The 26,065-nt window shown below is 63.5% G+C and carries 20 protein-coding genes, 1 tRNA gene and 1 pseudogene; 14 read left to right on the forward strand and 8 right to left on the reverse strand.

Translation table 11 applies throughout. The features are described from left to right. Positions 1–24 precede the first annotated feature (24 nt). From IPF49_16370 to IPF49_16395, 6 genes are all read right to left on the reverse strand, one after another. Positions 25–4,620, reverse strand: a complete 4,596-nt coding sequence (locus IPF49_16370) for an EAL domain-containing protein (GenBank protein ID MBK6289176.1) — start codon at positions 4,618–4,620, stop codon at positions 25–27. Between the two features lie 24 nt (positions 4,621–4,644). Further along, entirely contained in the window at positions 4,645–5,604 is a 960-nt protein-coding gene (locus tag IPF49_16375; protein MBK6289177.1) for an ABC transporter substrate-binding protein, read from the reverse strand. After that, complete coding sequence (locus IPF49_16380; protein ID MBK6289178.1) at positions 5,601–6,422, reverse strand: hypothetical protein; 822 nt, start codon at positions 6,420–6,422, stop codon at positions 5,601–5,603. The genes IPF49_16375 and IPF49_16380 overlap by 4 nt, the downstream gene beginning before the upstream one ends. Further along, positions 6,419–7,240 (reverse strand): hypothetical protein, encoded by an 822-nt coding sequence (locus IPF49_16385; protein MBK6289179.1) that lies wholly within the window; start codon positions 7,238–7,240, stop codon positions 6,419–6,421. Before IPF49_16385 ends, IPF49_16380 begins: the two co-directional genes overlap by 4 nt. 11 nt (positions 7,241–7,251) lie before the next feature. Beyond that, the gene (locus tag IPF49_16390; protein MBK6289180.1) at positions 7,252–9,423 is read right to left on the reverse strand and encodes a TonB-dependent receptor; all 2,172 of its coding nucleotides are present in this window, start codon (positions 9,421–9,423) and stop codon (positions 7,252–7,254) included. Between the two features lie 87 nt (positions 9,424–9,510). Beyond that, on the reverse strand, positions 9,511–11,316 hold the full coding sequence (locus IPF49_16395) for a thiamine pyrophosphate-binding protein (protein ID MBK6289181.1): 1,806 nt from the start codon (positions 11,314–11,316) through the stop codon (positions 9,511–9,513). A 319-nt stretch (positions 11,317–11,635) separates the two neighbouring features. On the opposite strand from IPF49_16395, the gene IPF49_16400 reads away from it, so the two are divergent. From IPF49_16400 to IPF49_16410, 3 genes are read left to right on the forward strand one after another with little or no spacing between them, the layout of a single operon-like run. Continuing rightward, the gene (locus IPF49_16400; GenBank protein ID MBK6289182.1) at positions 11,636–12,340 is read left to right on the forward strand and encodes an EthD domain-containing protein; all 705 of its coding nucleotides are present in this window, start codon (positions 11,636–11,638) and stop codon (positions 12,338–12,340) included. A gap of 31 nt (positions 12,341–12,371) precedes the next feature. Then, a complete protein-coding gene (locus IPF49_16405) occupies positions 12,372–13,274 on the forward strand; it encodes an alpha/beta hydrolase (GenBank protein ID MBK6289183.1) in 903 nt (300 codons plus the stop codon). Between the two features lie 29 nt (positions 13,275–13,303). Next, positions 13,304–14,065 (forward strand): SDR family oxidoreductase, encoded by a 762-nt coding sequence (locus IPF49_16410; GenBank protein MBK6289184.1) that lies wholly within the window; start codon positions 13,304–13,306, stop codon positions 14,063–14,065. Between the two features lie 108 nt (positions 14,066–14,173). Here IPF49_16410 and IPF49_16415 read toward each other — a convergent pair whose 3' ends face one another. Then, entirely contained in the window at positions 14,174–14,674 is a 501-nt protein-coding gene (locus tag IPF49_16415) for a DUF3806 domain-containing protein (GenBank protein ID MBK6289185.1), read from the reverse strand. A 175-nt stretch (positions 14,675–14,849) separates the two neighbouring features. Here IPF49_16415 and IPF49_16420 point away from each other — a divergent pair, with 175 nt between their 5' ends. From IPF49_16420 to IPF49_16465, 10 genes and pseudogenes are all read left to right on the forward strand, one after another. Then, on the forward strand, positions 14,850–15,740 hold the full coding sequence (locus IPF49_16420) for a 4-hydroxy-tetrahydrodipicolinate synthase (GenBank protein ID MBK6289186.1): 891 nt from the start codon (positions 14,850–14,852) through the stop codon (positions 15,738–15,740). A 16-nt stretch (positions 15,741–15,756) separates the two neighbouring features. Further along, positions 15,757–16,866, forward strand: a complete 1,110-nt coding sequence (bamC, locus tag IPF49_16425; protein ID MBK6289187.1) for an outer membrane protein assembly factor BamC — start codon at positions 15,757–15,759, stop codon at positions 16,864–16,866. Next, positions 16,866–17,621 carry an MBL fold metallo-hydrolase gene (locus IPF49_16430; protein ID MBK6289188.1) on the forward strand — a complete coding sequence of 252 codons (756 nt, stop codon included), beginning with the start codon at positions 16,866–16,868 and terminating at the stop codon, positions 17,619–17,621. Before bamC ends, IPF49_16430 begins: the two co-directional genes overlap by 1 nt. 32 nt (positions 17,622–17,653) lie before the next feature. After that, positions 17,654–18,367: a phosphoribosylaminoimidazolesuccinocarboxamide synthase gene (gene purC, locus IPF49_16435; protein ID MBK6289189.1), complete on the forward strand. Its 714-nt coding sequence runs from the start codon at positions 17,654–17,656 to the stop codon at positions 18,365–18,367. Positions 18,368–18,474: 107 nt separating this feature from the next. Next, a tRNA-Ser gene (locus IPF49_16440) sits at positions 18,475–18,564 on the forward strand. Between the two features lie 494 nt (positions 18,565–19,058). After that, a pseudogene (locus tag IPF49_16445) lies at positions 19,059–19,373 on the forward strand (type II toxin-antitoxin system RelE/ParE family toxin). Positions 19,374–19,400: 27 nt separating this feature from the next. Further along, positions 19,401–19,682 (forward strand): XRE family transcriptional regulator, encoded by a 282-nt coding sequence (locus IPF49_16450; protein MBK6289190.1) that lies wholly within the window; start codon positions 19,401–19,403, stop codon positions 19,680–19,682. A 200-nt stretch (positions 19,683–19,882) separates the two neighbouring features. Next, positions 19,883–20,125 carry a type II toxin-antitoxin system Phd/YefM family antitoxin gene (locus tag IPF49_16455; GenBank protein MBK6289191.1) on the forward strand — a complete coding sequence of 81 codons (243 nt, stop codon included), beginning with the start codon at positions 19,883–19,885 and terminating at the stop codon, positions 20,123–20,125. Next, positions 20,122–20,385: a Txe/YoeB family addiction module toxin gene (locus tag IPF49_16460; protein ID MBK6289192.1), complete on the forward strand. Its 264-nt coding sequence runs from the start codon at positions 20,122–20,124 to the stop codon at positions 20,383–20,385. The genes IPF49_16455 and IPF49_16460 overlap by 4 nt, the downstream gene beginning before the upstream one ends. Before the next feature lie 164 nt (positions 20,386–20,549). Next, complete coding sequence (locus tag IPF49_16465) at positions 20,550–21,545, forward strand: enoyl-CoA hydratase/isomerase family protein (GenBank protein ID MBK6289193.1); 996 nt, start codon at positions 20,550–20,552, stop codon at positions 21,543–21,545. A gap of 128 nt (positions 21,546–21,673) precedes the next feature. Here IPF49_16465 and IPF49_16470 read toward each other — a convergent pair whose 3' ends face one another. After that, positions 21,674–24,199 (reverse strand): hypothetical protein, encoded by a 2,526-nt coding sequence (locus IPF49_16470; GenBank protein MBK6289194.1) that lies wholly within the window; start codon positions 24,197–24,199, stop codon positions 21,674–21,676. A gap of 318 nt (positions 24,200–24,517) precedes the next feature. Here IPF49_16470 and IPF49_16475 point away from each other — a divergent pair, with 318 nt between their 5' ends. Then, positions 24,518–25,969 carry an MmgE/PrpD family protein gene (locus tag IPF49_16475; protein ID MBK6289195.1) on the forward strand — a complete coding sequence of 484 codons (1,452 nt, stop codon included), beginning with the start codon at positions 24,518–24,520 and terminating at the stop codon, positions 25,967–25,969. Positions 25,970–26,065 lie beyond the last annotated feature (96 nt).

Consider the following 26,065-nt stretch of genomic DNA (forward strand, 5'->3'; position numbering starts at 1 on the left):
GCACGCCGTCCGCAGCACCCAGGCTCATTGCTTGGGGAAATGCACCAGGTTGGCGTTGTTGGTGCGCTTGAGGAACTTGCGCTCGATCTCGGGAGCCGGCACCGGCTTGCTGAGCAGGAAGCCCTGGGCATAGTGGCATTTCTGGTCCTTGAGGAACTGCCGCTGCATCGGCGTCTCCACGCCCTCCGCGATCACCTTTACCTCCAGCGCCTGCGCCAGCGCGATGATCGTGCGCACGATATCGGCATCGATGCGGTTGCTCATCACGTCCGAGATGAAGGTACGGTCGATCTTGATGTAGTCGAGCGGAAAGCGCTTCAGGTAGTTGAGCGAGGAATAGCCGGTGCCGAAGTCATCGATGGCCAGGCGCGAACCCATGGCTTTCAGCTCGCGCAGCATCTCGATCATCTCCTCGGGCCGGCTCATGATGGCGCTCTCGGTGATCTCGAATTCGATGCGATCCGGCGACAGGCGCGCATCCATGATCACCTCGCGAAAGGTTGCCACCAGGTTGGGGTTGGTGAGCTGGCGCGGCGACAGGTTGATGGCTACGCGCGGGGCCTCGAAGCCGCGGTCGATCCAGTCGTTGAGCTGGGCGCAGATCGTGCACAGCACCCAGTGGCCGATGTCTCCGATCAGCCCGGTTTCCTCGGCCAGCTCGATGAACGCCGCGGGGCTGACCAGTCCGCGCTGGGGATGCTGCCAGCGGATCAGCGCTTCCATGCCGCTGATCTGACCCGTGGCCAGATCCTCCTGGGGCTGGTAGTAGACCACCAGTTCATGGCGCGCGATGGCATTGCGCAACTCGTTTTCCATCTCGAGGCGCTCGAGGTTCGCCGACTCGAGATGCGGTTCGTAGAATTCGTAGCCCTTCTTGGCCGATTTCGCGTGATACATCGCCATGTCGGCGGCCTTGAGCATGCTGCTCGCATCGCGGCCATGCTCCGGATACACCGCGATGCCGATGCTGGTGCTGAGCAGCATCTCGCGGCCGAGGAACACGAACGGACGCCGCAGGTGCTCCTTGATCTTCTCGGCGATGCTGCGCACCACGTCGTAGGAGCGGATGTTGTCGAGCACGATGCAGAACTCGTCGCCGCCGAAGCGCGCCACCAGGTCGCCCTTGCGCACGCAGCCGATCAGGCGCTCGGCGACGTACTTGAGCAGCAAGTCGCCGGCCTCGTGTCCCAGCGTGTCGTTCACCAGCTTGAAGTCATTGAGGTCGAGGAACATCAGCGCGAACTGCTTGTCCTGGCGCCCGGTGTCGGCCAGCAGCGATTCCATGTGCTCGTTGAACTTGGTGCGGTTGGGGCGCCCGGTCAGCGAGTCGACATAGGCCAGCTGATGCACGCGCTGCTCGGCGGTGCGCGCCTGCAGCATGTGATCGATGCGCCGACGCAGCACGGCGTAGTTGATCGGCTTGGTGATGTAGTCGGTGGCGCCGGCAGCGAAGGCCTTGTCCACCGAGACATCGTCGTGCATGCCGGTGATGATCAGCACCGGTATCTCCGCGCAGCCGGGCAGGGTGCGTATCACCGCGCAGGACTGGAACCCGTCCATGACCGGCATCATGCCGTCGAGCAGCACCAGGTCGGGCGGCGTCTGGCGGCAGATTTCCACCGCTTGCTGGCCGTTCGTGGCCTCGATCACCGAGTGGCCCTCGCCGAGCAGCGTTTCGCGCAACGCAAAGCGCGAACCGCGGTCGTCGTCGACGATCAGGATCCGTGACTGCTGCTCGCGGCTGGCGCGCCGGTCCACCGCAACCGTGCCGGTGGAGCCGCCGTGACCCGCGTTGCCGTCGAGCACGTGACGCACCAGGTTGGTTTCGTAGATCAGCGTGGACACCTGGCTGGCGCAACTGCCGCGCGTACCGCTGCGCGCCTCTTCCTCGAGTTGCAGGGCCTTCTGCGCCAGGCGACCGGCGCCGATGTTCGAGGCGGCGCCCTTCAGGGTGTGCGCAACGTTGCCGATCGTCGCCACGTCGTGCTCCGCGCTGGCAGCGCGCAGTTGCTCGATATAACCGGGCAGGTCCTCGAGGAACAGCGAGATCATGCGGTCGACCGCATCGCCGATCTGCTCGCGCAGTTCCGCGAGGAAGGTCATGTCGATCACGCTGTTTCCGGCGCGCGACTCGGGTGCCTCGGGCTGCGACGACGCGTCGCGGTCCTCGGATACCAGCCAGCGGTTCAGCGCATCGCGCAGCACCCCGAGCTTGATCGGCTTGGACAGGTAATCGTTCATGCCGACGGCCTGGCAGTGTTCCATCGCGCTTTTCTGCACATTGGCGGTCATCGCGATGATCGGAACATCGCGGTAGGGCGTGTCCATCTCGCGAATCTTGCGCGTCGCCTCGAAGCCGTCCATGCGCGGCATGTGGCAATCCATCAGCAGCAGGTCGAAGTGCGCCTCGCGCAGCCGCTCGATGCACTCCAGGCCATCGGCGACGATCTCCACGGTGCAGCCGAGGCGCTCGAGCATGCCGAGCGCGACTTCCTGATTAGCGCGATTGTCCTCGACCACCAGCACCCGCGAAGTGCGGAAATTCTCGCGTACCTGCAGGCCCTGGTTGCGCTGTACCTGGCGCGGTGTGCCGCCACCCTCGCTGAGCAGTGCGCGCAGGCAATCCAGCACCGCGCTGCGGCGCAGCGGTTTGCCCAGCGCCTGGGCGACGCTGACGCGCGGTATCCAGTTCGGATCCGGGCGCGCCCGCACACCGAGGCGCACGATATGCCGGGCGCCGCCGGCGAGCGCCGCGGCCAGCGCATGCGCGGGACTTTCCACCAGCGCATCGTCGATGATCGCGATGTCGAAGCGCTGGCCGCCTGCGGCCTGTTCGAGCGCCTGCTGCGCCTCTTCCAGGGTCCCGACCGTGCTGAGCTGCACGCGTTCGCCGAGCAGCATGTTCGCCAGCGAGCGGCAGACCATCGCGTTGTCATCGCACAGCAGCACGCTCACCGTGCGCGTGAGCGGCAAGGCCGCGCGTATCTGCACCGTATCCTGGCGGGTGCGGATGAACGGCAGCTCGAAATGGAAGCGGCTGCCCGCGCCCGGCGCGCTCTCGACACCGATCTCGCCGCCCATCAGCCGCACCAGTTCGCGGCAGATCGCGAGGCCGAGCCCGGTGCCACCGTAGCGACGGGTGGTGGAGCTGTCGGCCTGCGAGAAGGCATCGAAGATCTGCTGCTGGGCGGCGGGATCGATACCGACCCCGGTGTCCGTGACCTCGAAGGCCAGGTGCAGATGGACGCCATCGTCCTCGGTGAGCGTGACGCTGACCCCGATCTGGCCGCGTTCGGTGAACTTGATGGCGTTGCCGAGCAGGTTGAGCAGCACCTGGCCGAGGTGGTGCACATCGCCGAGAATGCTGAGCGGGATGTTCTCGTCGATCACGTAGGCCAGCTCGAGCTCCTTGTTCTGGGCCTGTGGCGTGACCAGCGCCAGCACTTCCTCGAGCTTGTCGCGCAGCTCGAATTCCACCACTTCCAGCGTCGTCTTGCCCGCGTCGATCTTCGAGAACGCGAGAATGTCGTTGATCAGGGTGAGCAGCATGTCGGCGGAACTGCGTGCGGTCTGCACGTAGTCGAGCTGCTTGTTGCTGAGCTCCATGTCGGAGATCAGGTCCAGCATGCCGATCACGCCGTTGAGCGGGGTACGCAGTTCGTGGCTGACGGTAGCCGCGAATTCACCCTTGGCGCGCGCGGACTCCAGCGCCTGGTCGCGCGCGATCTTCAGCGCCTTGCCCTGTTCGATGGCCTGGTCGCGCGCCTGTTGTGTGACTTTTTCCTGCTCGATGGCCTGGTCGCGCGCCAGTTGCGCCGCCTTTTCCTGCTCGAGCGCGCGGTCGCGCGCCTCTGCGATCGTTTCCTCGCGGTTCTGCAGCACCTCCATCATGGTGTTGAAGGCCTGCTGCATGTTGACGATCTCGCGCGTGCCTTCGAGCGTGGCGCGGGCATCGCTCTCGCCATCCTGCGCGCGGCGCATGATCGCCGAAAGGGAACGGATCGGCACCGTGAGACGCGCGGTGATCGCCAGCAGGATCACCAGCAGCATCGCGGAGAGCATCACCGCGACCAGCAGGCTGGCGCGGACGATCTCGGATTGCATGCTGGAGAGCGTCTGGCGCGACATGACCAGGCGCACGCTGCCGATCAATTCGGGCTCCTCGCTGGTGGCGCTCGCGAACGGCGAGTCGCCATTGCCCTGGCCCGAGTACACCGGTGCGGCAAAGGTCCAGTCGTTGCTGCCTTCGGCAACCAGCGCCGGGCGCCGGGGAACGGCGAGTGCGAGCGGTTGTTCGGGCAGGGTGCCGATGGCATAGAGCCGGGTGCCGCCCACGCTCAGCAACTCGATGCCGTGCACGTCGGGGAAATCCTGGAAGCTCTTCGCGACTTCGGCGGCCGAGCCGGCGTCGCCGTAGAGCAGTGCCAGGGTGCTCTGGCCGGCCAGCGATTCGACCAACCGCATGCCCTCGTCCTGCAGGCGCCGTTGCACCGTGTCGCCGGATTGCTTGGAGATCACCAGGCTCGAGGTGACCGACAGCAGCAGTACGCAGGCCGTAAAGCTGATGCCGATGAGCTGTTGCAGGCTCATCGAGCTTATGAATTTTCCGCGTTTTAGCATGAGTGTGTGCTCCGTTCCCGATGCCTAGCGGCTCGGAAATACCATATCGAAACGCGCATCGGCAGCGTTCAGGCCGAGGCCCAGGTGATCGGCGGTGCGGATGTTGATCGCGGTGTTTAGTTGTTCCAGTGCCTCGACCCGCGGGCCGCTGCGGGGAGCGCTGTCGGCGGCAAGCCGCGCCAGGTGACGCCCCATCTCCGTGTTGTCGGGGAACAGCGCGAACAGCGCGCCTTTGGGCACATGCGAGGGATTGCTCGAGAACACCACGATGTTGCGGTCCCATGCGGCCCGCAGGATCATCTGCAGCACCGATTTTTCATCAAGGAACGGCGAGGCCTGCGGCAACCACAGGGCGTCGAGCGGCGGCTCGAGCTGCTCGAGCAGCGCCCGGTAGGCACTGGCGCCGTCACGGATGTTTTCCTTCTGGATGGGCGTGAGCGTATGGCCGCTGGCGGCGACCTCGGTCTGCGCGAGTTCGATCAGCCAGTCATTCGAATCGGCGCCGTAGATCACGCTGATGTGCTGCACCGCCGGTGCCAGTTCGCGCAGCTTGCCGAACAGGCTGCCCGGTGACGGGGCCAGCGAGGTCGCGTAGACCCCGTCGGGGAGTTCGTCCGGTGCGGCGAACACCGCGCCCACCACGCGGTTCAGGCGCGGGTCGATACTGCGGCTGAGCGTCAGGCCATACTTGCCGAGCAGGATCGCCGCACTGGCCTGCGAACCTTGCAGGCGCGCGGAGATGGCCTGCGCGCTGTCCTCGGTGTCGACTTCGAAAACCTCGGTCGATCCCGGGTTTTCCGCGACCGCGCCATCGGCGATGGCGCGGAACACCGAGCGAAACGGCTCGCGCACGTGGGGATAGATCACCGCGATGCGTGTCGGCTGCGCGCGACTCGCCTCCGGTGCGCCCGCGGCGGATACTGGCAGCACGCCGCCGAGCAACAGCATCGCGAACACGAGGCGCAACCGCGACACCCGGCTCACGGCGCCACGCTCCGAGGCAGCACGCGCGCGCCGACGCCGATATATTCGATATCCGCGCAGGCGAGCGGCAGGAACGCGCCGGCCGGTTCGTCGGCGGCCTCGGCATAACAGGCGTGCACACCGGCATTGACGCACAGGCTGTAGAGCCGCTGTCCGTGTTCGATGTCCATGCCGCGATCGAGCAGGAACGCCGCCACGTAGCCGAGCATGTTGAGGGCATTGTCGCCGCGCTCGCGCAGCCAGCCATCGATCCGCCACGCGAGTTGCAGGTGCTCGCCATCCTCGAAGCCGAGATCGCGCGAGAGGCGCGCGAGGGCCTCGACGCGATCATCACCACTGGCGATCGGGCGCGAGAAACCCGGCGCCCGGACGCGCCCCGCGCGGGTGGTGCGGCGGCTCATGAACCGTTCCAGGCTCTCGCCCGCGACGAGTGCCGCGCGGGTCTCGAGCAGGAACAGGCACGCCAGCCGCGTGGCGCCGGGCCCGTAGAGCGCGGATTCGCTGGCCATCACGCCGGCGCTGATCGCGGCAGTCGGTGGGCAGCGGGCACTGCCGGCCAACGCCCCGACCTGGTTGCACCAGATACGCGGGTCGGGAAATGACAGGCACATGAAGCTGCCTTCGATCCAGTGCGCCAGCCGTCGTTCCGGCAACTTGCCCGTCACGTGCAGGAACAGCAGCTCGAAGAACCCGTGCTTGCCCACCAGGTCATCGAGCAGCGAAAAACCCTGCACGCGGATGCCACGCCCGATCTGCCAGCCGCCCTTGCGGCTGAGAATGCGCCCGTGCCGTGCATCCCAGAAGCGCGTATCGCTCATTGGCGCGCCCCCGCAGGTGAATCACCCGGTGCCAGCATCGTGTAGAGCTGATCGGGAACGAACGGCATGGCGGCGATTCCCTGTCCGGCCATTTCGAGTCCATGGGCCATCAGGCCGGGCAGCGAGGCCAGCTGGTATAGCATGCCGCCCGCGGCGGGTCCGAATCCGAGTTCGCCGGCGACTGCCGCCGCCACGCCTGGCACCAGCCAGCCACTGCCGCCGGGACGCACGGCGGCGGCAAAACGATTGCCCCAATCCAGCGCCCCGTTGGCCACGGCCGTGGCACAGAACAGTTCCGCGAGTCCTGCGGCGAACGGATCGATATCGCCGAACAGGGTGCCGAACCCGGGAGCAACGCGGATATCACCCGGCGTCGGTGCGACGCCGGGCAGGGCGGCGGCCAGTGCCTGTGGGTCGGTGCCGCGATGGCGGGCGATAAAATGCATGCAGCGCTCGACTTCGCTGCTGCCCAGGTGATCGCCGCCGAGCGTTGCGAGCCCTATGGATGCAAGGCTGGTGCTGCGGGTGCCGGAGGCGGCGGCATTCATGACCGCGCGGGTCGCCGCGTGGCGCGGCCCGGGATTGCAGAATGCGACCAGGAAGCGCTGCAGCAGTTGCGCTTCGGCGGCGTCGGGCAATTCGCCGCGCAGCAGCAGGAACAGGGTGTCGGCAAAGTCCAGTTGCCCGACCATATCCTCCAGCGCATAGCCGTGACAGCGTGCGCTGGCGGCGAGGTAGGGATTGACCGGGTCGGCGGCTTCCTCCCAGATGCGGGTGCGCACTCTCGCGGCAAAGCGCGTGTCGCGGCTGTGTTCCATGCGTTGCGTCCTCAGAACCGCAGGCGGGCGGTCAGGTAGACGCTGCGTCCCTCGAGCGGGAAATCGTCCGGTATCAGGGAACCGCCCGGCACGGCCTCGGTGGGGCTGGGCTCGCTGGCGTTCTGGTCGAAGAGGTTGCGCACGCGCAGGCCGAGGTCGAGCCGCTCCATGAGGTTCCTGCGTTCCAGGTTGAGGTTCACCAGGGTGAAATCGTCGATGTCATCACGCGGATCCGCGGGTTCGCGATTGCGCTGCGCGACCCAGTGCAGCTCGCCGGTGAGTGACCAGTTCTGGCGCAAGCGCCAGTCGGCGCGCAGGTACGCCTGTTGCTCCGGTGCGCGCGCGGCATCCTCGTTCAGCGTGGCATCTTCCGATTTCTGGAACGCATAATTGGCGATCACGCGCAGGTTCTCGCGCGGCTTCCATTCGGTCTCGAGCTCGAAGCCGCTGCCTTCCTGTTGCCCGACGTTCTGCGCGACCTGTGCACCGTTGGCGCCCGGCACGAACTTGATCAGGTCATCGATATCGTAATAGAACACGTTGAAACCGAAACGCAGATCGAAGCTGGCGCGATAATCGAGCGCGAGTTCGTAGGTGTTGGAGATCTCGGGGTCGAGATCGGGATTGCCGAGCGCGACCGGGTTGTTGATCACGAACAGTTCCGCGAAGGAGGGCGCGCGGAACGCGCGTCCGTAGAGCAGCTTGGTGGTCAGGTCGGTGCCGGTATCCCAGACCAGCGCGAGCCGTGGATTCACGGTCGAGCCGAAATCGGAATAGTCGTCGTAGCGCACGCCCGCGGTCAGGTTCCAGTCGTTGGCGATCTGCCATTGGTCCTGCAGCGAGGCGTACCAGACATCGCGGTCCTGGTCCTCGATGAATACATAGGGCGTATTGCTGACGTTGCTCAGGGTGCCATCGACCACGCACAGCGCCAGCGTGCAGCTGCGGTTGGGCACGTCCAGCACGCCCAGCCCGAAGTTCTTGGTTTCGCGACCGGATTCCTGCTGCTGGTTGTAGCCGGCCGCCACGCGGATGTTGTGCTTTTCCAGCGCGTTCCAGTTGAGGATGGCGTCGAGCCGGGTGTGTTCCTCGTAGAACTCGGGGTTGCCGATATAACCGTCGCTGAACCGGACCAGCGAGAACTGGCTGATGTTCAGGTTGCCATCGTCGCCGATCGGCAGCACCGCGCCGGCCGGAAACAGCGTCTGCTCGGTCTTGATGTTGATGTCCATGTACGCGGCGCGCAGTTCGAGCGTGGTGTCGGGGGCAAGATCGGGTATCAGGTAGCTGAGGTCGAACAGGTAATTGTCGCCGTCCGCGCCACCCTTGGGGTCGAGTGCCAGTGCCAGCCCCGGTCCGACGCCGGTGTTGTCCTGGCGCCAGTTCCAGGCGCGCAGTTGCAGGTCGCGGTACTTCAGGTCGAGACGCAGGTCGATGGCCTCGGGGTTGCCGGTTTCCAGCGGTCCCGGTGCGCGCGATACAGGCGCGAAAAATCCCGCGGCCACCGCATCGAACACCGATTGGGCGTCGGAGCCGACGCGCCGCCGGTCGTCGCCATCGGTGCTGAGCGCCTGGAGCGAGAATGCGACTTCGAGTTCACCCCACTGGGTGCCGTTCAGCAGCCAGCCCTCGGTGGTATCGAAGGAGCCCGCACGCACGCCAAACTCGGTGCCGTCGATCTGGTCGGCGCTCTTGGTGATCACGTTGATCACGCCGGCCAGCGCGTCGGCACCGTAAACCGCCGAACCCGGACCACGAATCACCTCGATGCGCGCGATATCGCGCACCGGGAAGCTCGAGCGCCCGCCGCGGTCGCCGAAATGCGCGTTGGTCAACGGCACACCGTTCACCAGCATCAGCACCTGGGGGTTCTTGTCGGTGTAGATTCCGCGGATCGAATAGATCGGGGAAAGATAAGTGCTGGACAGCGAAACGTGGACGCCGGGCACGGTTTCGAGCACTTCCTCCAGGGTGCTCGCGCCAAGGGTTTCGATGTCCTCGGCGGTGATGACCGAGGCGACGGCCGGCGCCTTGGCGATCAATTGCTTCTGGCCGGTGGCGATACTGACGAACTCTTCCTCGCCGAAGGACAGCAGCAAATCTTCTTCGGAGGAAGCCGCCAGGCAATTGGCGCTGCAGGCGATGGCCATCGCGAGAGAAGCAACGGGAAGATGTCTGCTCATTTCATTGGTTCCGCTGACGGGGTCGTTCCGGTCGTCCCGGTGAGTCGCGCCAGTCGCCTCGACCCGGGGCCGGACATGCAGCCCGCATTACATGTCCTGCAATACCTGTATTCTCCTGCCGATAGGGGGTGTTTCCCGGGCGTCGATGCGCACATCGAGCAGCGTGGGGGTGCGCTGCTGGCAGATGGCCGGAATGTTGAGATTCAGCAGGTCCTGCGGTGTCTGGATCAGATACGCACGGATGCCCATCGACTCGGCCAGGCGGCGGAAATCGACCTGCGGCAGGGTACAACCGATCTCTTCGGCTCCCCCCAGTCGCTGACCGTGCGCGACCATGCCGAGCCTGGCGTCGTTCAGCACGATGAAAACGACCGGCAGCCCGAGTTGCTGGGCGACTGTGATTTCCTGTCCGCTCATCAGCATGCTGCCGTCACCGGTGATGCAGACCACCGGGTCGCCGGGGCTTGCCAGCGCGGTGCCCACCGCGTTGCCGATCGCCCAGCCCATCGGTGCGAACTCGAACCCGGCCTGGAACAGCCCCCCGCGCGAGCTGCGCCGGCCGCGATCGCCACGCTCCTTGTTGCGCCGTTCCAGGACGCGACGGTCGAAGGGATGCAGATAATGGGTGCTCCAGGCGAAACTGTTGCCGGCGTCGGCCAGATAGCGGGTGTTGGGCGGAAACAGCTGGGTGAGCTTGGTCATCAGCCACTGCGGCTTGATCGGGCAGGAGGTATCCAGGCATTTCTCGAAATCGGAGACCTCGAACGGCAGGATCGAGGTGGCGTTGTTGGCGCTGGCGGTGACAACCACGCTGTCCTCCGCGCCCTGGCGGTCGAGGCTGCCCACATGACGCCCGTGCCTGCCGAGCTCCGCCACCAGGGTCTCGAAGATGGTGTCGATGCTGCCGCGTACATGCAGGCGGGCCATCGGCGAACGAGTCAGGTTGCCCTCGTTGGAGTCGACGTGCACCAGCTGGCCGGTGAGCAGTGTTTCGCGGTCCCAATTGTTGCTGCCCCACTCGCTCAGCATGTTGCCGACTGTGACCACCAGGTCCACCTTGGGGTCGCGCAGGGCCTGGTCGGCGCTTTCGTGACCCGCAAAGGAACACACGCCGCGGTAGCTCGGGTGGAACGGACTGATCAGGCCCTTGCCGTCGGGTGTGGTGACGACCAGCGCATTCAGGGTCATTGCGGCGCGCAGGATCAGCCCGGCCGCTTCCTGGCAACCATTGCCGAGCACGAACACCGTCTGGCGGCTACCGAGCAGCAGGTCGAGGAAGGCATCGATCGCGGTCTCGTCCTTCCAGGCCGGGCGGGTGAGCAGGGTGGACAGGTTGTAGCTGGGCTCGGTGTTCGCGAATGCCGCCCGCTGGACATCGATCGGGATGCTGATATGCGCCGGGCCGCTCGAGTTGAAGGCGGTCATGATCGCGGAGGCGAGCTTGTGCTCGAGCTGATCGATATGGCTGATCAGGGTGTTGTAATGGGTGCAGTGCTGGAACATGCCGACCGTGTTGATCGCGGTATCGCTCGATTCCTGCAGTGCCTTGCGCCCGAAATGGCTGAGTGCGGTCTGCGGCGTGATCACCAGCATCGGTATCTGGTTTTCGTAGGCCGAGGCCACGCCGGTGATCAGGTTGGTTGCACCAGGGCCGGTGGTGGAGCAGCACACCCCCAGGCGCCCGGTATTTCTCGCGTATCCTTCGGCCATGAACGCCGCGCCGGTTTCGTGGCGTGCCACCACGGCGCGGATGCTGTTGCGGCGCTCGCTGCGGGCGAGCGCGTTGTAGAACGGTTCGATCGCCCCACCCGGGATCCCGAACACATACTCGACACCGAGTTGTTCGAGGTAACCAAGTATCAAATCGCCGCCCTCGAAAGGGCTCGGGACCAGGACGGACTCGGATTGACGCGGGTAGCGCAGCGGATGGATCTGGGCGCTCAAGGGCGGGACTCCTTATTGCTTTGCGTGACTTTCCATGGCGCAACCCTGCCCGCGAGGACTCCGCGCCGCATTCTCACGTAGTACCTCAGTATAGATGCCTAAATCTATAATGCAGGGGGAATTTTGCTGAAACTCCAGCGTCTGCCCCAAGCGCAGGGCATGATGCGTATATTGCAGTTTGGCAACAATGAAGGGGTGGCGGCTTCGCAGCACGCGTTACCGGTGTCATGATACCGCTCCACTCTTTGACTGCCGCTGGAGGCTATTCATGGAAAAAATGATATTCCCGTTGTGGAAGCGCTCCGATGATGGTTCTGAGGCCTTCCGCGAGCGCCTGCTCGGTCCGGTCGCCCAGGGACTGCTGCAGGCCGGAGCGCGCCGCCTGCGGATCAGCGTGGTCGATGCCGCTGTGGCGCCGGCGGCCAGCCTGCGCCAGCAGAACAGCGGACCGGCGATGGACGCGATGCTCTCGGTATGGGTGGACAGCGCGGTGTGGCGCGAGCGCTACCTGGCGGTGTTCCGCGAGCAGGTGGGCCGTTACAGCGCCTACCTCGTGTGCGAATCGGAGCCGATCGTGGCCGATGCGAGGTTGCCGGGCGACGGCGAGCGGCTCGAGGGCATGTGCCAGGTGGTGTTTCTGCAGAAACCCCCGCGCCTGAGCTACGCGGACTGGATCACGATATGGCAGGGCAGCCATACCCGGGTTGCGATCGATACACAATCGACCTTCGGTTACCGGCAGAATGTCGTGGTGCGCGCACTCAGCTATGCCGCTCCCCACTACGATGCAATCATCGAGGAAAATTTTCCGGTGGCCGCGATGAGTTCCCCGCATGCCTTCTATGCCGCCGGGGATGACGACTCGAAATACGCGGCCAACCTCAAGGCCATGGTCGACAGCTGCCAGCGCTTTATCGATTTCGACAAGATCGATGTGGTGCCGACCAGCGAATACAACTGGAGGGGGAGATAGATCGATGCCGCTGCATCCGCAGGTTTTGCCGATGATCGAACTGCTCAACGAGTCCATGGCCGGCATTTCGGGTTCCGGGGCGATGGAAATCTCGACCATGCGCGAGGTGCCGCTGGCACCGCTGGCGGAGAATCCCACGGCGGTCGGTGATGTGGAGAACCGGCGCATACCCGGGCCGGGAGGCGAGATACCGATACGGATCTACACACCGGAGGCGTCGGGGCCGCTGCCGCTGGTGATGTTCTTTCACGGCGGTGGATTCGTGCTGTGCAGCCTCGAGACGCACGATGAGTTGTGCCGTGCGCTGTGCCGTGATACCGCGGCGGTGGTGGTTTCGGTCGATTACCGGCTGGCGCCGGAGGCGCGCTACCCGGCTGCGGCGGACGATTGTTATGCGGCACTCGAGTGGTGCGCCGCGCATGCGGCGGAACTCGGTGCCGATGGCACGCGAATCGCCGTGGCCGGGGACAGTGCGGGTGGTAACCTGGCGGCGGTCACCGCGTTGCGCGCGCGCGATCTCGGCGGGCCGGCGCTCAGGCACCAGACGCTCATCTACCCGGCAACCAGTTGTGCCTTCGATACGCCGTCCTATCGCGACAACGCCGAGGGCTATTTCCTGACTGCCGACGCGATGCGCTGGTTCTGGTCGCATTATCTCGGTGACATGGAGCAGGGCCGTGATCCCTATGCCTGCCCGGAAAATGCTGCGAGCCTGGCGGGGTTGCCGTCCGCAACCGTGATCACCGCCGAGTACGACCCCTTGCGCGACGAGGCGGAAGTCTATGCCGGGCGGCTGCGTGCGGCGGGCGTTGAAGTGAGGCTGCAGCGTTACTTGGGCATGATCCACGGCTTTGTCTCGATGGCCGATGTCTTCGACGACGGGCGCGCCGCGCAATTGCTGGTTGCCGGGGAACTGCGCGCCGCGTTCGGCTGATTCACCATATCCTGAGCGGGAGAGAATTCATGGCTGTATTTGCAATGACCGGTGGTGCCACGGGAATTGGCGCCGCGATCAGGGACCGGATCCAGGCGCGCGGCGATCGCATGATCGTGGCGGATATCCGTGATGCCGAGGTGGTTGCTGATCTTGGCACCGCCGAGGGGCGCCGGGCCGCGGTGGCTGGCATTCGCGCCGCCGCGCCGGAGGGGCTCGATGGCTTTGTGGCGTGTGCCGGGCTCGGCCCCAATGTCGACCCGCCGTCACGGGTGGCGCGGGTCAACTACTTCGGTGCGGTCGAGGTGATCGAAGGTCTGCGCGATGCACTGGCGGCGCGTGCGGCCTCGGTCGTCGTGATTTCGTCGAATTCCGCGCCCATGAGTGCCGATGCGGCATTTGTCGATCTGCTGCTGGCGGGTGACGAGGAGGGCGCTGCCGTGCATGTCGACAAATGCGACGGCCAGGTGGCCTATGCCGGCTCGAAAATGGGCGTGGCGCGCTGGGTGCGTGGCAACGCGCCGGCCTGGGCGAAGGAGGGCGTACGGCTGAATGCGGTGGCGCCGGGTATCGTGAATACCGCGCTGAGCACCGGGGTGGCGGCCGACCAGCGCTACGGCGCCGCGATGCAGGCGTTCGCGGCCACGGTGCCGGTCGGGTACATCGGCGAGCCGTGCGACGTCGCCGCCGCGGTGGACTTTCTGCTCGGGGCGGAATCCCGGTTTGTCTGCGGTTCGATCCTTTTTGTCGATGGAGGTCATGACGCGCTGCTGCGCCCCGCGCAATTCTGAGCCTTCGTGCATCGCTGCACGGCCGCCGGGCGACGGGAGGACGCTTGCGCGGCGTGCGGTCGAGCGCGGCTCCGGGCCCGCCGCGAATGATTTGCAGGCCAGCGATTGTTAGCGCGATGTGGCCGGTCGCGCGTAACGGTTGTTGATCCACGGTTTCATTTCGGCCACGGCCGCATCGTGGACCTCGCGCACCCTGACCTGGATTCCGGCATCCACCCGCCGCGAGATCATGGTGACGGGGAACAGGAAATTCGCCGAGGATCCGAGCTGCAGCGCGCGGCTGCGTCCCTCGTCGTCGCGGTAGATCACCCAGTGCATATCGAGTTCGTGCGCCAGCAGATCGCCCATCACGACGCCCATCGCCTGGAGTTCCGCGGTCTGGCCGGGGCCGAGGATGCGCCGGTCGAGCAGTTGTTGCAGCGTGTCGAGATCGCGCTCGCGCTCGCCGTTCAGGCCGCGCCCGAGATGCAGTGCCGCGAGGTCGCCGATCAGCTGGCGCTGCTCGCGCAGCCGCGCTTCGTCCCCTGCCTGCAGCGCGCCGACGTGCACGTCCCCGGCGGCCCGCGCCAGCACGGCAACACCGAGCAGCAAGCAGCAGAACCACTTCATGCCGATTCTTTCCCCGCCCGATCATGACCCGCGCGCAGTGTAGCCAATTGCCGCGCTGCATTGCGCGCGGCGCAAAAACGGTAATTTTCGGCATTGCCGGGAATTCCGGCTTTTTGCTTGAGCTTGCCCGGCCGCAAAAGTATGCTTGCTGCCTTTTCCGTGGCGGGGTGTTCAGATGATCTCGGGCAGTATCGTGGCGCTGGTCACCCCGATGCACGAGTCGGGGAGTGTCGACTGGGCCGCACTCGAGCGCCTGGTGGAGTTCCACGTCGCCAATTCGACCGCGGCTATCGTCTCGGTGGGCACCACCGGTGAATCGGCGACCATCGACGTCGAGGAGCATTGCGAGGTGGTGCGTCGTACCGTGGCATTCGCCGCCGGTCGGCTGCCGGTAATCGCGGGAACGGGCGGCAATTCGACGCAGGAAGCCATCGAGCTCACCGGTGCGGCGCGTGAAATGGGCGTGGCCGCCTGTCTCCTGGTAACGCCGTACTACAACAAGCCCACCCAGGAGGGCCTGTACCGGCATTTCCGTGCGATTGCGGAAGCCGTCGACATACCGCAGATTCTCTACAACGTGCCGGCCCGTACCGCCTGCGATATGTTGCCCGACACGGTGCTGCGCCTGAGCACGGTTCCGAATATCGTCGGCATAAAGGAAGCCACCGGCAGCCTGGAGCGCGGGCGGGAGATCCTGGCCCGTTGTGCGCCGGAGTTCGTTGTGTATTCGGGCGACGATGCCACGGCGGCGGAACTGATGCTGTGCGGGGCGCGGGGCAATGTCTCGGTGACCGCGAATGTTGCGCCGGCGCGGGTTGCCGCGCTTTGCGGCGCGGCCCTCGCTGGCGATGCGCGGCGAACCCGCGCGCTCGATGGCGAACTCGCCGAGCTCAACCGCGCCCTGTTCGTGGAGTCGAACCCGATCCCGGTGAAATGGGCGTTGCTGGAAATGGGCCTCATCGGGCCCGGTATCCGGTTGCCGCTCACACCCCTGTCGCCGCAATTCCATGCGCGGGTGCGCGCGGCCCTGGCCGATCTTGGTTTGCTCGCCTCGTGCGAAGCCTAGTGGAGAGATAGAGTCGATGCGATTTTTGCCGACGATGATGCTGTTGATACTGACCAGCACGGCCGTTTCCGGTTGCGGCTGGTTGACGGGTGACGATGGCATATTCCGCGATCGGAGCGATGAGTATCGCAAGGCCCGCACCATCCCGCAGATGAAGCTTCCCGAGGGCAGCAATTCCGAGGCGATCGAAGACCTCTATGCCATACCGGTCGAGCGCACCGACGTGCTGCTCGGCAAGGAGTTCGAGGTGCCCAAGCCGGCGCCGCTGGTCGGTGACCCGGAGCAAAACGTGGTGCGTATCCAGAAGCTCGGCGAGGAGCAGTGGATTCTGCTCGATGGCGCCCCCGGTGAAGTGTGGCCGCGCATCCGCGCGTTCCTGATCTCGAACCACATCGGCATCGAGCGCGAGGACGCCGCTACCGGGGTGATGGAAACCGCGTGGCTGACGTTCAAGAGCGATAGCACCAGGCGCGAGAAATACCGTTACCGGGTCGAGCAGGGCGTTCAGCGCAACAGCACCGAGGTCTATGTGCAGGAGATGGGTTATACCAAGCTCGAGGGCGAGGAACCGCGCGCACCGGACTGGAAAACCGGCTCGATGGATCCCGAGCGCGAAACGTGGATGGTCAAGGAACTCGCCGGATACCTCGCCGATACCGGTGACGATTCCTCGGTGAGCCTGCTGGCACAAGGCATCAGCACCGTGAACAAGGTGTACATCGTGCGCGACGCCGAGAACCTGCCGGCAATCGATTTGCGGCTTCCCTATGAACGGGCCTGGGCCTCGCTCGGGCGCGCACTGGAGCATGCCGAATTCACCGTCCGGGATCTCGATCACGATGCCGGGGTCTATTTCGTGAAATACGAACCCGGGAAGACCCCGGCACCCGATGCGGGGCTCGGGGCGAACGAAACGCAAGAGGAGAAACGCGGGTTCTTTTCGGGTTTGTTCAACTGGTGGGGCGACGACGAGGAAGACAATCCCGCCATCGGCCGCGACTATCGCGTCGAGGTGAAGAAAGCCGCGGATGGCGTGCTGATCGAGGTGCGCCGCGGCGACGGGGAGCAATTCGAGGACGGCGAGGCGGAGTTTCTGCTCGGGCTGATCAAGGCGCACCTCGCGTAGTGGAATTCTGCTCACTCGGCAGCGGCAGCGCCGGAAATGCCTTGCTGGTGCGCAGCCGCACGACGTGCGTGATGATCGATTGCGGCTTCGGACGACGCGATCTCGAGCGACGCATGGCGCTGCGGGGCATGGATCCGCGCGATCTCGACGCCATCCTGGTCACCCACGAGCACTCCGATCATGCCGGCGGCGTTGCGGCACTGGCGCGCCATTACGGCATCGCGGTCTACAGCAGCGCCGGTACCGCCAAGGCCGCGCGCCTGCACGAGCTCGAACACGCCGTGCTGGTGTCGGAGCGTAGCCAGCGCATCGGCGACATCGATGTGCTGCCGGTGACCGTTCCCCACGATGCCCGCGAGCCCTGCCAGTTCGTGCTCGGTCACGGCGCACACCGGCTCGGGGTGCTCACCGATCTCGGCAGTGTGTCGAAGCTGGTGCGCGAGCACTACCAGCGCTGCGATGCGCTGGTGCTCGAGTGCAACCATGACGAGGAAATGCTGGCCAACGGTCCCTATCCGTATCCGCTGAAGCGGCGGGTTGGCGGAGAGTTCGGGCACCTCAGCAATGCGCAAGCCGCGGGATTGCTCGACAGCGTGGAAAAATCGGCGTTGCAGCATCTTGTCGCGGCGCATCTCAGCGAACAGAATAACGCCCCCGGCAAAGCCTGGGCAGCGCTCTCGCAGGCGCTGGGGAGCGAGCAGGGGCTGCGCCTTGCGGATCAGGCATCGGGCTTCGACTGGCTCGGCATCGCCTGATCCCCATTGATCAATTACAACGGGACCGGACCATGGAAAAGCGCGATCTGATTGTGAAGGGCAAGGCGAAATCGATGTACGCCACGGACGATCCGGGCCACTGCATCATGCATTTTCGCGACGACACCTCGGCTTTCGACGGCGAGAAGATCGAGCAACTCGATCGCAAGGGGCGGGTGAACAACCAGTTCAATGCCTTCATCATGCAGAAACTCGAAGCGGCCGGGATTCCCACGCATTTCGTCAGGCGTCTGGACGCGCACGACTCGCTGGTGCGGCGCATGAAGATGATGCCGATCGAGTGCGTGGTGCGAAACATCGCCGCGGGCAGCATCTGCCGGCGACTCGGCGTAAAGGAGGGTATCGACCTCGAACCGCCGACTTTCGAACTCTTTCTGAAGAACGATCCGCTGCACGATCCGATGATCAACGAATCCCACATCGTCGCGTTCAAGTGGGCGCGGCTCGAGGACGTGGCTATCGCAAAAGAGCTCACCTACAAAGTGAACGATGTCCTGAAAAAGCTGTTTCTCGATCACGGCATGCTGCTGGTAGACTACAAGCTCGAATTCGGTGTCTGCGACGGCAAGGTGCTGCTCGGCGACGAGTTCACGCCGGACGGTTGCCGCATCTGGGACGCGGAGACCCGCGAAAAACTCGACAAGGACCGCTTCCGCCAGAGCCTCGGCAACGTGGTGGAATCCTACGAGATCGTCGGTCGTCGTCTTGGTCTGAGTTTCGATTAGGGCTGGGCGCGCGAAGGCCGACCCGAAGGGCGAGCGCCGCAGGCGCGAGTCAATCAAGAGTAGGCCGCTCGCAGAGCGGCGGGTTGTTGAAGTACGTAACGTGTTTTGGAGAGGTGCGAGAGCGGTTGAATCGGCTTGACTCGAAATCAAGAGTAGGTGCAAGCCTACCGTGGGTTCGAATCCCACCCTCTCCGCCAAAACGAAAAAGGCCCCAACCGGGGTCTTTTTTCGTTTTGGTGAAGGCGGTGGTGTGGACGAACCCGCCGGTTCGACAAAATGCACAGCATTTTGAAACGAGCCGCGCAGCGGCGAAGCCCGAAGGGTCAGAACAGTCCTCAGGCTGTTCTGATTCATCCCACCCTCTCCGCCAAGCAGTCTGCTCCGTCTCCGGTTAAGCGGAGATCGGCAGGCAATATGGCGAAAAATGCCCGCAATTTGCGGGCTTTTTCGTATCTGTGTGTGGGTATCGGCCATGAATCCGGCACAGAAACCCGTACTCGTACACATCGTCGAAAGTGCTCTACGTGAGCAAACTGATGAGCCGTACCAGCGCCGAGTTTGGCTGGATGGCAGCCCGACTGAGATCTCGAACATGAATGAGGCGACCGCGACGAGTTCCGGCCATTACACCGCATCGACCTATGCGCGTGAATGCTTTTCTCATGCGTATCTTTTTTGATACGTTGCGTCAATGGAACCGCTCCTGTCTGTCGTGTTTTTCGTCACCGACACAGGCAAGGAGCGGGTGCGGGAGTTCCTGCGAGCGCTTGCTGTGGGGGATCGCAAGGCTATCGGGACGGACCTCAAGACGGTTCAGTTTGGTTGGCCAATGGGTATGCCGCTGGTTCGCAAGCTTGACCGTGGACTGTGGGAGGTTCGCAGCGACATTGCAAACGGCATTGTTCGTGTGCTCTTCACAGTGTCAGAAAGACAGATGGTGCTCTTGCATGCATTCGTCAAGAAGGCACAGAAGACACCCGTGTCAGAATTGTCCGTCGCGAAGGCGACGGCTGCGAAAACTTCAGGGGGCTCGATGAACAAGCATATCGGCGGCAAGTTGGATGATCTGTTGGCTGAAGACGGGCTGCAGGAAGAGGTCACTGCGGCGGCGATAAATCGGGTGATTGCCTGGCAGTTGACGGAAGCCATGAATACCAAGAGCGTCACCAGGACCGAAATGGCGGCCCGTATGCACACCAGTCGCATGGTGGTAAATCGGTTGCTGGATGCAAATGACACAAGTGTCACGCTGGCGACGCTCTCTCGCGCAAGTGTCGCACTAGGAATACAGCTGCGGTTGGAGCTGGGCGACTGAAGATGTCCAATGCTGCGTGAAAACGAAGCAGGGTCTCGGGTTTGAATACCACGGCGACCTTGCTGAGGCGTGTCGGCGTGACACAAAGATCCGTCAGTCTGAGCAAGACTCGATCGAACGGCGCCAGATTCGGCGCCCGTTGCCGAAACGTACGTAATAACGTACGCTTGGCTTTGAAGCCACAATACGAGGATTCAGCCATGCAAACCCTTACCGCCAGTGATGCGCGGGCGAACTTGTACCGGCTCATCGATGAGGCGGCCGAGTCGCATCAGCCGATCGTCATTGCCGGCAAGCGAGCCAATGCGGTTCTGGTATCTGCCGAAGACTGGGCGGCCATTCAGGAAACCCTTCACCTGCTGTCCGTCCCGGGAATGCGCGAATCCATCAAGGAGGGCATGAACGAATCGGTTGATGACTGCGCCAAGGCAATCGACTGGTGACCTGGCGCGTCGTCTTCACGAAGCAAGCGCAGAAGGATGCCCAGAAACTCGCCTCGTCAGGATTGAAGCCCAAGGCGCTGGAGTTGCTCGAGATCCTCGAGAACGATCCGTTCCAGAACCCGCCACCATTTGAAAAATTGGTAGGCGATCTTGCTCGCGCGTATTCACGGCGGATCAACATTTTGCACCGACTTGTATATCAGGTGTTGCAGAGCGAACGCGTCGTCAAGGTCCTGCGCTTGTGGACGCACTACGAATAATAGATGACCCTGGCACTGCTTCCTCATCATTCAAGGCAGCCAGACTGCAACCACCGCCATTATGGCGGCATGACCCGCCGATTTGGCGGGTATTTGCTAAGCGAATGTAACTGCCCGGCCCGATTTGCGTTTTATGGGGATCGGGTCAATGATTGTGACCGACGATGGAGTCCGCTCCGGGCAGGTTGCGTGCAGCGGAAAGCGGCGCACTGATCGCTGCGCTCTTCAGGCAAGTTCACTCTCTGTCCGTCCGCGTTCAGGAGCTCGAAGCCAGATTGGCCAGGAACAGCTGCAACAACAGCAAGCCGCCGTCTTCCGACGGCGACAACAAGCCCCGTGATTCTTGCTCCAAAGAGCTGGGCAGGTACCAATACCGCATGAATTACCAATACATTCTCACCGAGCGGCGGGGCCGCATAGGCATCGTCAAATTCAACCGCCCCGAGCGCCTGAACGCGCTGAGCATGCCCCTTCTGGAGGAGTTCTACGATGCCATTGAACGCCTGAACGAAGACCCGGCCATCGGTGTCATCATCCTTACGGGTGAAGGCCGTGCCTTCTGCGCCGGACTCGATGTCCAGGATTGGCAGGATCCTGAACCCGGCGATGACGGCGAGCCGACAAGCTACCGCTCGCAACTGCGCTGGCTGGAGATGATGCGCCGTTCCAAGCCCGTCGTGGTTGCAGTCAACGGGCTCGCCGTCGGCGGGGGGCTTACGGTGATTCTCTCCTGCGACATTCGTATCGCCTCCGAGCGCGCGCAGTTCGAGGAGCGCCACGTGCGCGTCGGGCTCATGCCCGACATGGGCAGCAGCCGTCTTCTGGTGCAGACCGTGGGGCTGGCGCATGCGCTGCGCCTGCAACTGACCGCCAGGCGCATCGATGCGCACGAGGCCGAGCGCATTGGGCTTGTCACCGAGGTGGTCGCACACGATCAGCTCATGGATACCGCCGTTGCGTTGGCCGAGGAGATTGCCGCGCATCCGAATTCCTCGCTCCTGGCTACCAAACAGCTGGTGTGGGACAACATGTGCGAGACGGACAGCGAGAAGGTGCTGTGGCGTGAAGCAGAGGTCGAGGAGCGCCTCATGAAGGGGCCTGATTTCAAGGAAGCCACGCGCGCGTTCATCGAGAAGCGCAAGCCGCGGTTCAACACCTGAGCCCGACAGCACGGCAACAGCAGCAGCCACGAGCTTCCGCGGATCGGCTACTGGATGAGCGGAGGCAAGGGTGGAATTCGGGCCCGCCAGTTCGACAAATCTGCTTCGTTCTCAGCTGCACCGGGATGTCAGTCTCCCGGACATGAAGCGTAAGTTTGCATGCAGCTCATCATGCAGCCCACTGCCTGCAATTCATCGCCGCTTGGCCCCTTGTCATCGTCGATGGCATCCAGGGTGGCTGTGACCTGGGCCTTCGCCGCGCAGGAACAGTCGCAGCCACCCGAATTCGCGCTGGAAGAAGGAGATTCCCCCGGTTGGTTCCCGCTCGATTCGCCAAAGCTTCCCCCTGCTGCTACAGGTGCCAGTTCGGCGGGCAGGCGCTGCAGCATATCCGAGCGAAAGTCCGCTTCCAGGCCGCTGCTGAGCACGGGCTCGATACGATCATCACCCTGCCACGGAGACGAGATCCAGAACCGCCCCTGAACCCGGCGTTCGATTTTCGCCGTGACGACCCGGTCCCGGCTGTGAACCGGATTCGCGCTGCGGTCGATGAGATCGCCAACAAAGGTACCGCTGAGAAACTCGGGCCGGTACTCATCAATCGTAATACTGCCCGAGGGAAGGAATTCCACGAAAGCCCCCGGATCCGCATCCACCGGTCCGCGTGCTTCGAGGGTTGAGGCGGCCGGCCGCGACAGCAGGATTTCGGCGTTCCTGAAAGTTCCCGTGAAACCGTAGTCGATGCGCGGAATGCGCAACTCGACCGACTCTGTACGATCGACGATTGCCTGAGTCACACCGCCAACGAAGCCTGCCGGGCCCGCGCGCTCGACTACCCCGGCGCTCGCCAGGATCTGTTCCATCAAACCGCCTGTGCCATTCACCTCGCCCAGCACCGCCAGTTCGTCGGGCACCGAGCGCAAGTGGATCTTCATCATGGGCTCGGCGTTCTCGCGTTCAATGCGTTGCCCGAGCGGGCCGTTGCTGGTGACCTTGTCCGCGGCGCGCTGCCTCCTTCCATCGGCAGCCTTGGCGGCGCCGGCAGGGCCGGCTTCATCCGGCTTCCCGGTTCGCTTGTCTTCCCGGGACGGTTGTTCAGCCGCAGCGGGTTCTGCAGGACCGGGCGTGCTCTGCAACACCTCTGATCCGCCGATGGAAACCGTCAGTTCCACGGATTGACGTTTCGTGTCGCGGGCGATTCTCGCGATGTTCAGTACAAAAATATTGTTGGGCAAGAAGCCGCCAATGGACACGGCGGCCGGCTTTTCGCGAAGACGGATACTCCAGCGCGCGCGCGCCTTGCCTGCGGCATTGTCTACACCGATGGACGAAGGAACAACCACCCGTTGACCACCATCGAACACCACCGCAAGCTGCTCTAGCAGGGCTTGTGAATCCGCCGCAAGCTGCACATCAGCGCTGACCTCCGGCGCGAATCCTTCTGCATAGATACCCCGACAGGCGGTCGCTGCCTGGGCCAGATCCACAATCATGCTCACTTTTCGTTGCGTGGGGGTCAGCGTTTCAGCGGGGCAATCGGGGAAGCTTTCGTAAACCCACAGGAGCGCGTCGGCATCGCTGCCACGAAAATTCGGCGTCTCGGCACGATACCGGCCATATTCCACGTAGGCCGCGATGAAGTTCGCGTACACCCGATTCAACGGAAAGCGGAACCGGTGGTAATTGCGCAGCGCCCCGTCAAGCCAGGCGACTTCGCCGGCCAGCGTTTTTTCAGGCACCGTCTGAGCAAGGAAATAATTCAGGTAACGGTAGTCATATGGTGCCGGCATGGGGCCAGGCAACGCATCGAGCTCCCTGTGTCCCCGGGAGTAATCGAGCTCCGCGAGATAGCGCCAGAAGGAACTGGTTTGATAGGCAATATCGGGAGCCGACTCGCCAGAACCACGTGGCACCGGAAGCGCCCTGGAATAGTCACGCAATCCCCACCAGGATCGGCCGGAGTCCTTTGGCAAGTTGCCGTTGCCGCCCGCGAGCAAACGCTCGGTGTCATAACCCACGGCGCTGGCCTGTCCTTCCACGATCCATGAGCCCAATTTTCCGGGATAGTCCTGACGCAGCTTCGTGGCTCCCTGTACGGCGTGAAAAAGTTCATGCGCGAGAGTGGATTTTCCGGACTGGCTCAAACGTCCACTCTGCAGAAGATTCCGGTTGTGGAAAAAAATGATGTTTTCGCTGGGAGCAAGCGGCTCGAGAATCCAGGAGTTGCTCTCGTACCGACTACGTCCCGAAACCAGGTCGACGTAATAAACCCGGTATGCCAATCGGCCATCATCGAGTTGGACGACAGGATTGAGATCCGGCGCCGGGAAACCCCAGGCTTCGAACTGTTGCGCTATGCGGGCAAGGTAAAGTTCGACCTCACGCTTCAACTCCGGGCTCAGTTTCGCGTTGGTCGGGGTGGGCGTCTCCGGGTTGAGCCCGAACGCCCGGGCAATCGCTGCCGCGCCCGACCCACCAACCACCACATCGTCGTGCCAGGGGATTGTCTCGACGAGTTCGAACTGCTTCACCGGCCACTTCTCCGCCGCATGACCCGTCCCGCTCACGCTTAGGGCGACCAGGCAAGCGATGCGCAACCCCGCGGCTACCACCAACGCCAGGTGTTTGGCACCATCAGTCAGAATCTGATTCAACAGAAATCTCCAGGCAGGACAGGGCCCACTATACCTTGCGTGAGTGTTTATCCACGGAATCTCGCCAGAACGGGAAATTTCCCGGCCATGCCGGGGGATGGTGTCTTGCGCACCGACCCCGAGGCACAGTTGATTCGCAAGAGCAGGGTCACCGTGATCGATGCCGGTGCGTTCGAGCAGTACGAAACGGCGCGACTTTCGGCAACCAGGCCTTTTATAATCTCTGTCCGTCCATTTGTATCATTCGGGACAGGACGAGTACGCGGATCACGCAGGATCCGCTTAACGACTCCTTGTCCCTCAACGGATTTCCCCGACATGAGCAAGAATATCACGCAGACAATCGCGGACTTCGCTTCCTCCACGCGCTTTGAAGACCTTCCTTCCGATGTTGTCGATTATGCAAAACTGCTCATTCTGGATACGCTGATCTGCGGTCTGTCCGCCGGCAGAATGCCACGTACGGTCATGATGCATCGGCTATTGGATGAGTTCGGAGGCAAGGAAGAATCGGTGGTGTTCGGGAGCCGGCGGCGCTACCCCGCAGCGCTTGCCAGCATGGCCAATGCAGAGATCATGAACTGCCTCGACGCTGACGATACGTTCTTTACCAGCAGTCATTTCGCCGCTTTCAACGTGGCAACGGCCCTGGCTGAAGCCGAGCGCAGCAATGCGTCGGGAAAAGATCTGGTTCTTGCCGTCGTGCTGGGTTTCGATATCAATGCCCGCATCAACCTGGCATCGGAGGTCATCCGTCAGAACGAAGATGGCGAATTGCAGTGGGCAGAATTGCAGGGCATGGGCTTTGCCGCCATGGGCACCGCCGTGACTTCCGGTGTGTTGCGCGGGCTTGACCGGGAACAGATGCGAAATGCCCTGGGGCTTGTATCCTACGCGGCACCCAATCCGGTAGTTAACACGACCAGCGCCCGCAGGAAGCACCACAGTTTCAAATATGCGAACTATTCGGGAACCGCTTTTGCGGGCGTTATGTCCGCCATGTTGGCCGGGCAGGGTTACAACGCCGAACAGAGCTGCCTGGACGCCGCCGCCTTCATCCGTGCCCAAGGATGCCTGGCCAGTGTCGATGAACTGCTGCTGGAGGATCTCGGCAGGAAGTGGTGGATTACGGAAACCGCGATAAAGTTCTATCCATCCTGCCGCTACACGCACGGCCCCATCGATATGCTGACCAGCTTGATGGCCGAGGAAGGACTGAAGGCCGATGACATCGAGGAAAGCACCATCTTCATCAACCCGATGGGTTATGCGCTGTTGTTTTTTCGTGAGCCCGCCAAGTCTCTGGACATCGACCATTGCGCGCCATCGAGCGGTGCCTTCAATATTCCCTATGTCATGGCGCTCGCGGCGCTCGGCCGCAGACCGGGACCCGGCTGGTACAGTGAAGAATCATTGAAAGACCCGCAGGTGTGGTCGCTCGCCAGCCGTTTCAAGGTGGCGCCGGATGAACAGGGCCAGCGCGAGATCGTCGCGGCGCTGGGAGAGAAGATACGACGCTTTCGCAAAACTCCCGCATCGATCCTGGTCAAAGCCCGAGGCAACGAATACCGGCGCAGCATCGAATACGTTGCTGGTGACCCCTGGTCAGACGCGACGCGCGCTAACTGGGACTCGGTGACCGGGAAGTTCCGGCAGTTCTGTCACGATCTGCTGTCACCACAGCAGATAGACCGACTGGCAGGGCAGTTTCGCGACCTGGATCAAATCACGCATTTTCGTGACGAGATAGACCTGCTGGTCGTCCCATGAAGCCGGTTGAATCCTGCGGCATGACAGGATTTCTTCGCCGGTATTGCGCACTGCAACTTCCCGTCTGCCTGGGGGCGTCGCGGCAGATAAACAGGG

It is taken from the genome of Gammaproteobacteria bacterium, assembly GCA_016705365.1.
Lineage (GTDB): Bacteria > Pseudomonadota > Gammaproteobacteria > Pseudomonadales > UBA5518 > UBA5518.

What these genes read in the sequence shown, in the direction of transcription:
- IPF49_16400 (MBK6289182.1), top strand. Translation starts at nt 11,636, where the DNA reads ATGGAAAAAATGATATTCCCGTTGTGGAAGCGCTCCGATGATGGTTCT.
- purC (MBK6289189.1), top strand. Translation starts at nt 17,654, where the DNA reads ATGGAAAAGCGCGATCTGATTGTGAAGGGCAAGGCGAAATCGATGTAC.
- IPF49_16450 (MBK6289190.1), top strand. Translation starts at nt 19,401, where the DNA reads ATGAACAAGCATATCGGCGGCAAGTTGGATGATCTGTTGGCTGAAGAC.
- bamC (MBK6289187.1), top strand. Translation starts at nt 15,757, where the DNA reads ATGCGATTTTTGCCGACGATGATGCTGTTGATACTGACCAGCACGGCC.
- IPF49_16465 (MBK6289193.1), top strand. Translation starts at nt 20,550, where the DNA reads ATGGAGTCCGCTCCGGGCAGGTTGCGTGCAGCGGAAAGCGGCGCACTG.
- IPF49_16380 (MBK6289178.1), bottom strand. Translation starts at nt 6,422, where the DNA reads ATGAGCGATACGCGCTTCTGGGATGCACGGCACGGGCGCATTCTCAGC.
- IPF49_16385 (MBK6289179.1), bottom strand. Translation starts at nt 7,240, where the DNA reads ATGGAACACAGCCGCGACACGCGCTTTGCCGCGAGAGTGCGCACCCGC.
- IPF49_16390 (MBK6289180.1), bottom strand. Translation starts at nt 9,423, where the DNA reads ATGAGCAGACATCTTCCCGTTGCTTCTCTCGCGATGGCCATCGCCTGC.
- IPF49_16410 (MBK6289184.1), top strand. Translation starts at nt 13,304, where the DNA reads ATGGCTGTATTTGCAATGACCGGTGGTGCCACGGGAATTGGCGCCGCG.
- IPF49_16475 (MBK6289195.1), top strand. Translation starts at nt 24,518, where the DNA reads ATGAGCAAGAATATCACGCAGACAATCGCGGACTTCGCTTCCTCCACG.
- IPF49_16370 (MBK6289176.1), bottom strand. Translation starts at nt 4,620, where the DNA reads ATGCTAAAACGCGGAAAATTCATAAGCTCGATGAGCCTGCAACAGCTC.
- IPF49_16420 (MBK6289186.1), top strand. Translation starts at nt 14,850, where the DNA reads ATGATCTCGGGCAGTATCGTGGCGCTGGTCACCCCGATGCACGAGTCG.
- IPF49_16405 (MBK6289183.1), top strand. Translation starts at nt 12,372, where the DNA reads ATGATCGAACTGCTCAACGAGTCCATGGCCGGCATTTCGGGTTCCGGG.
- IPF49_16415 (MBK6289185.1), bottom strand. Translation starts at nt 14,674, where the DNA reads ATGAAGTGGTTCTGCTGCTTGCTGCTCGGTGTTGCCGTGCTGGCGCGG.
- IPF49_16455 (MBK6289191.1), top strand. Translation starts at nt 19,883, where the DNA reads ATGCAAACCCTTACCGCCAGTGATGCGCGGGCGAACTTGTACCGGCTC.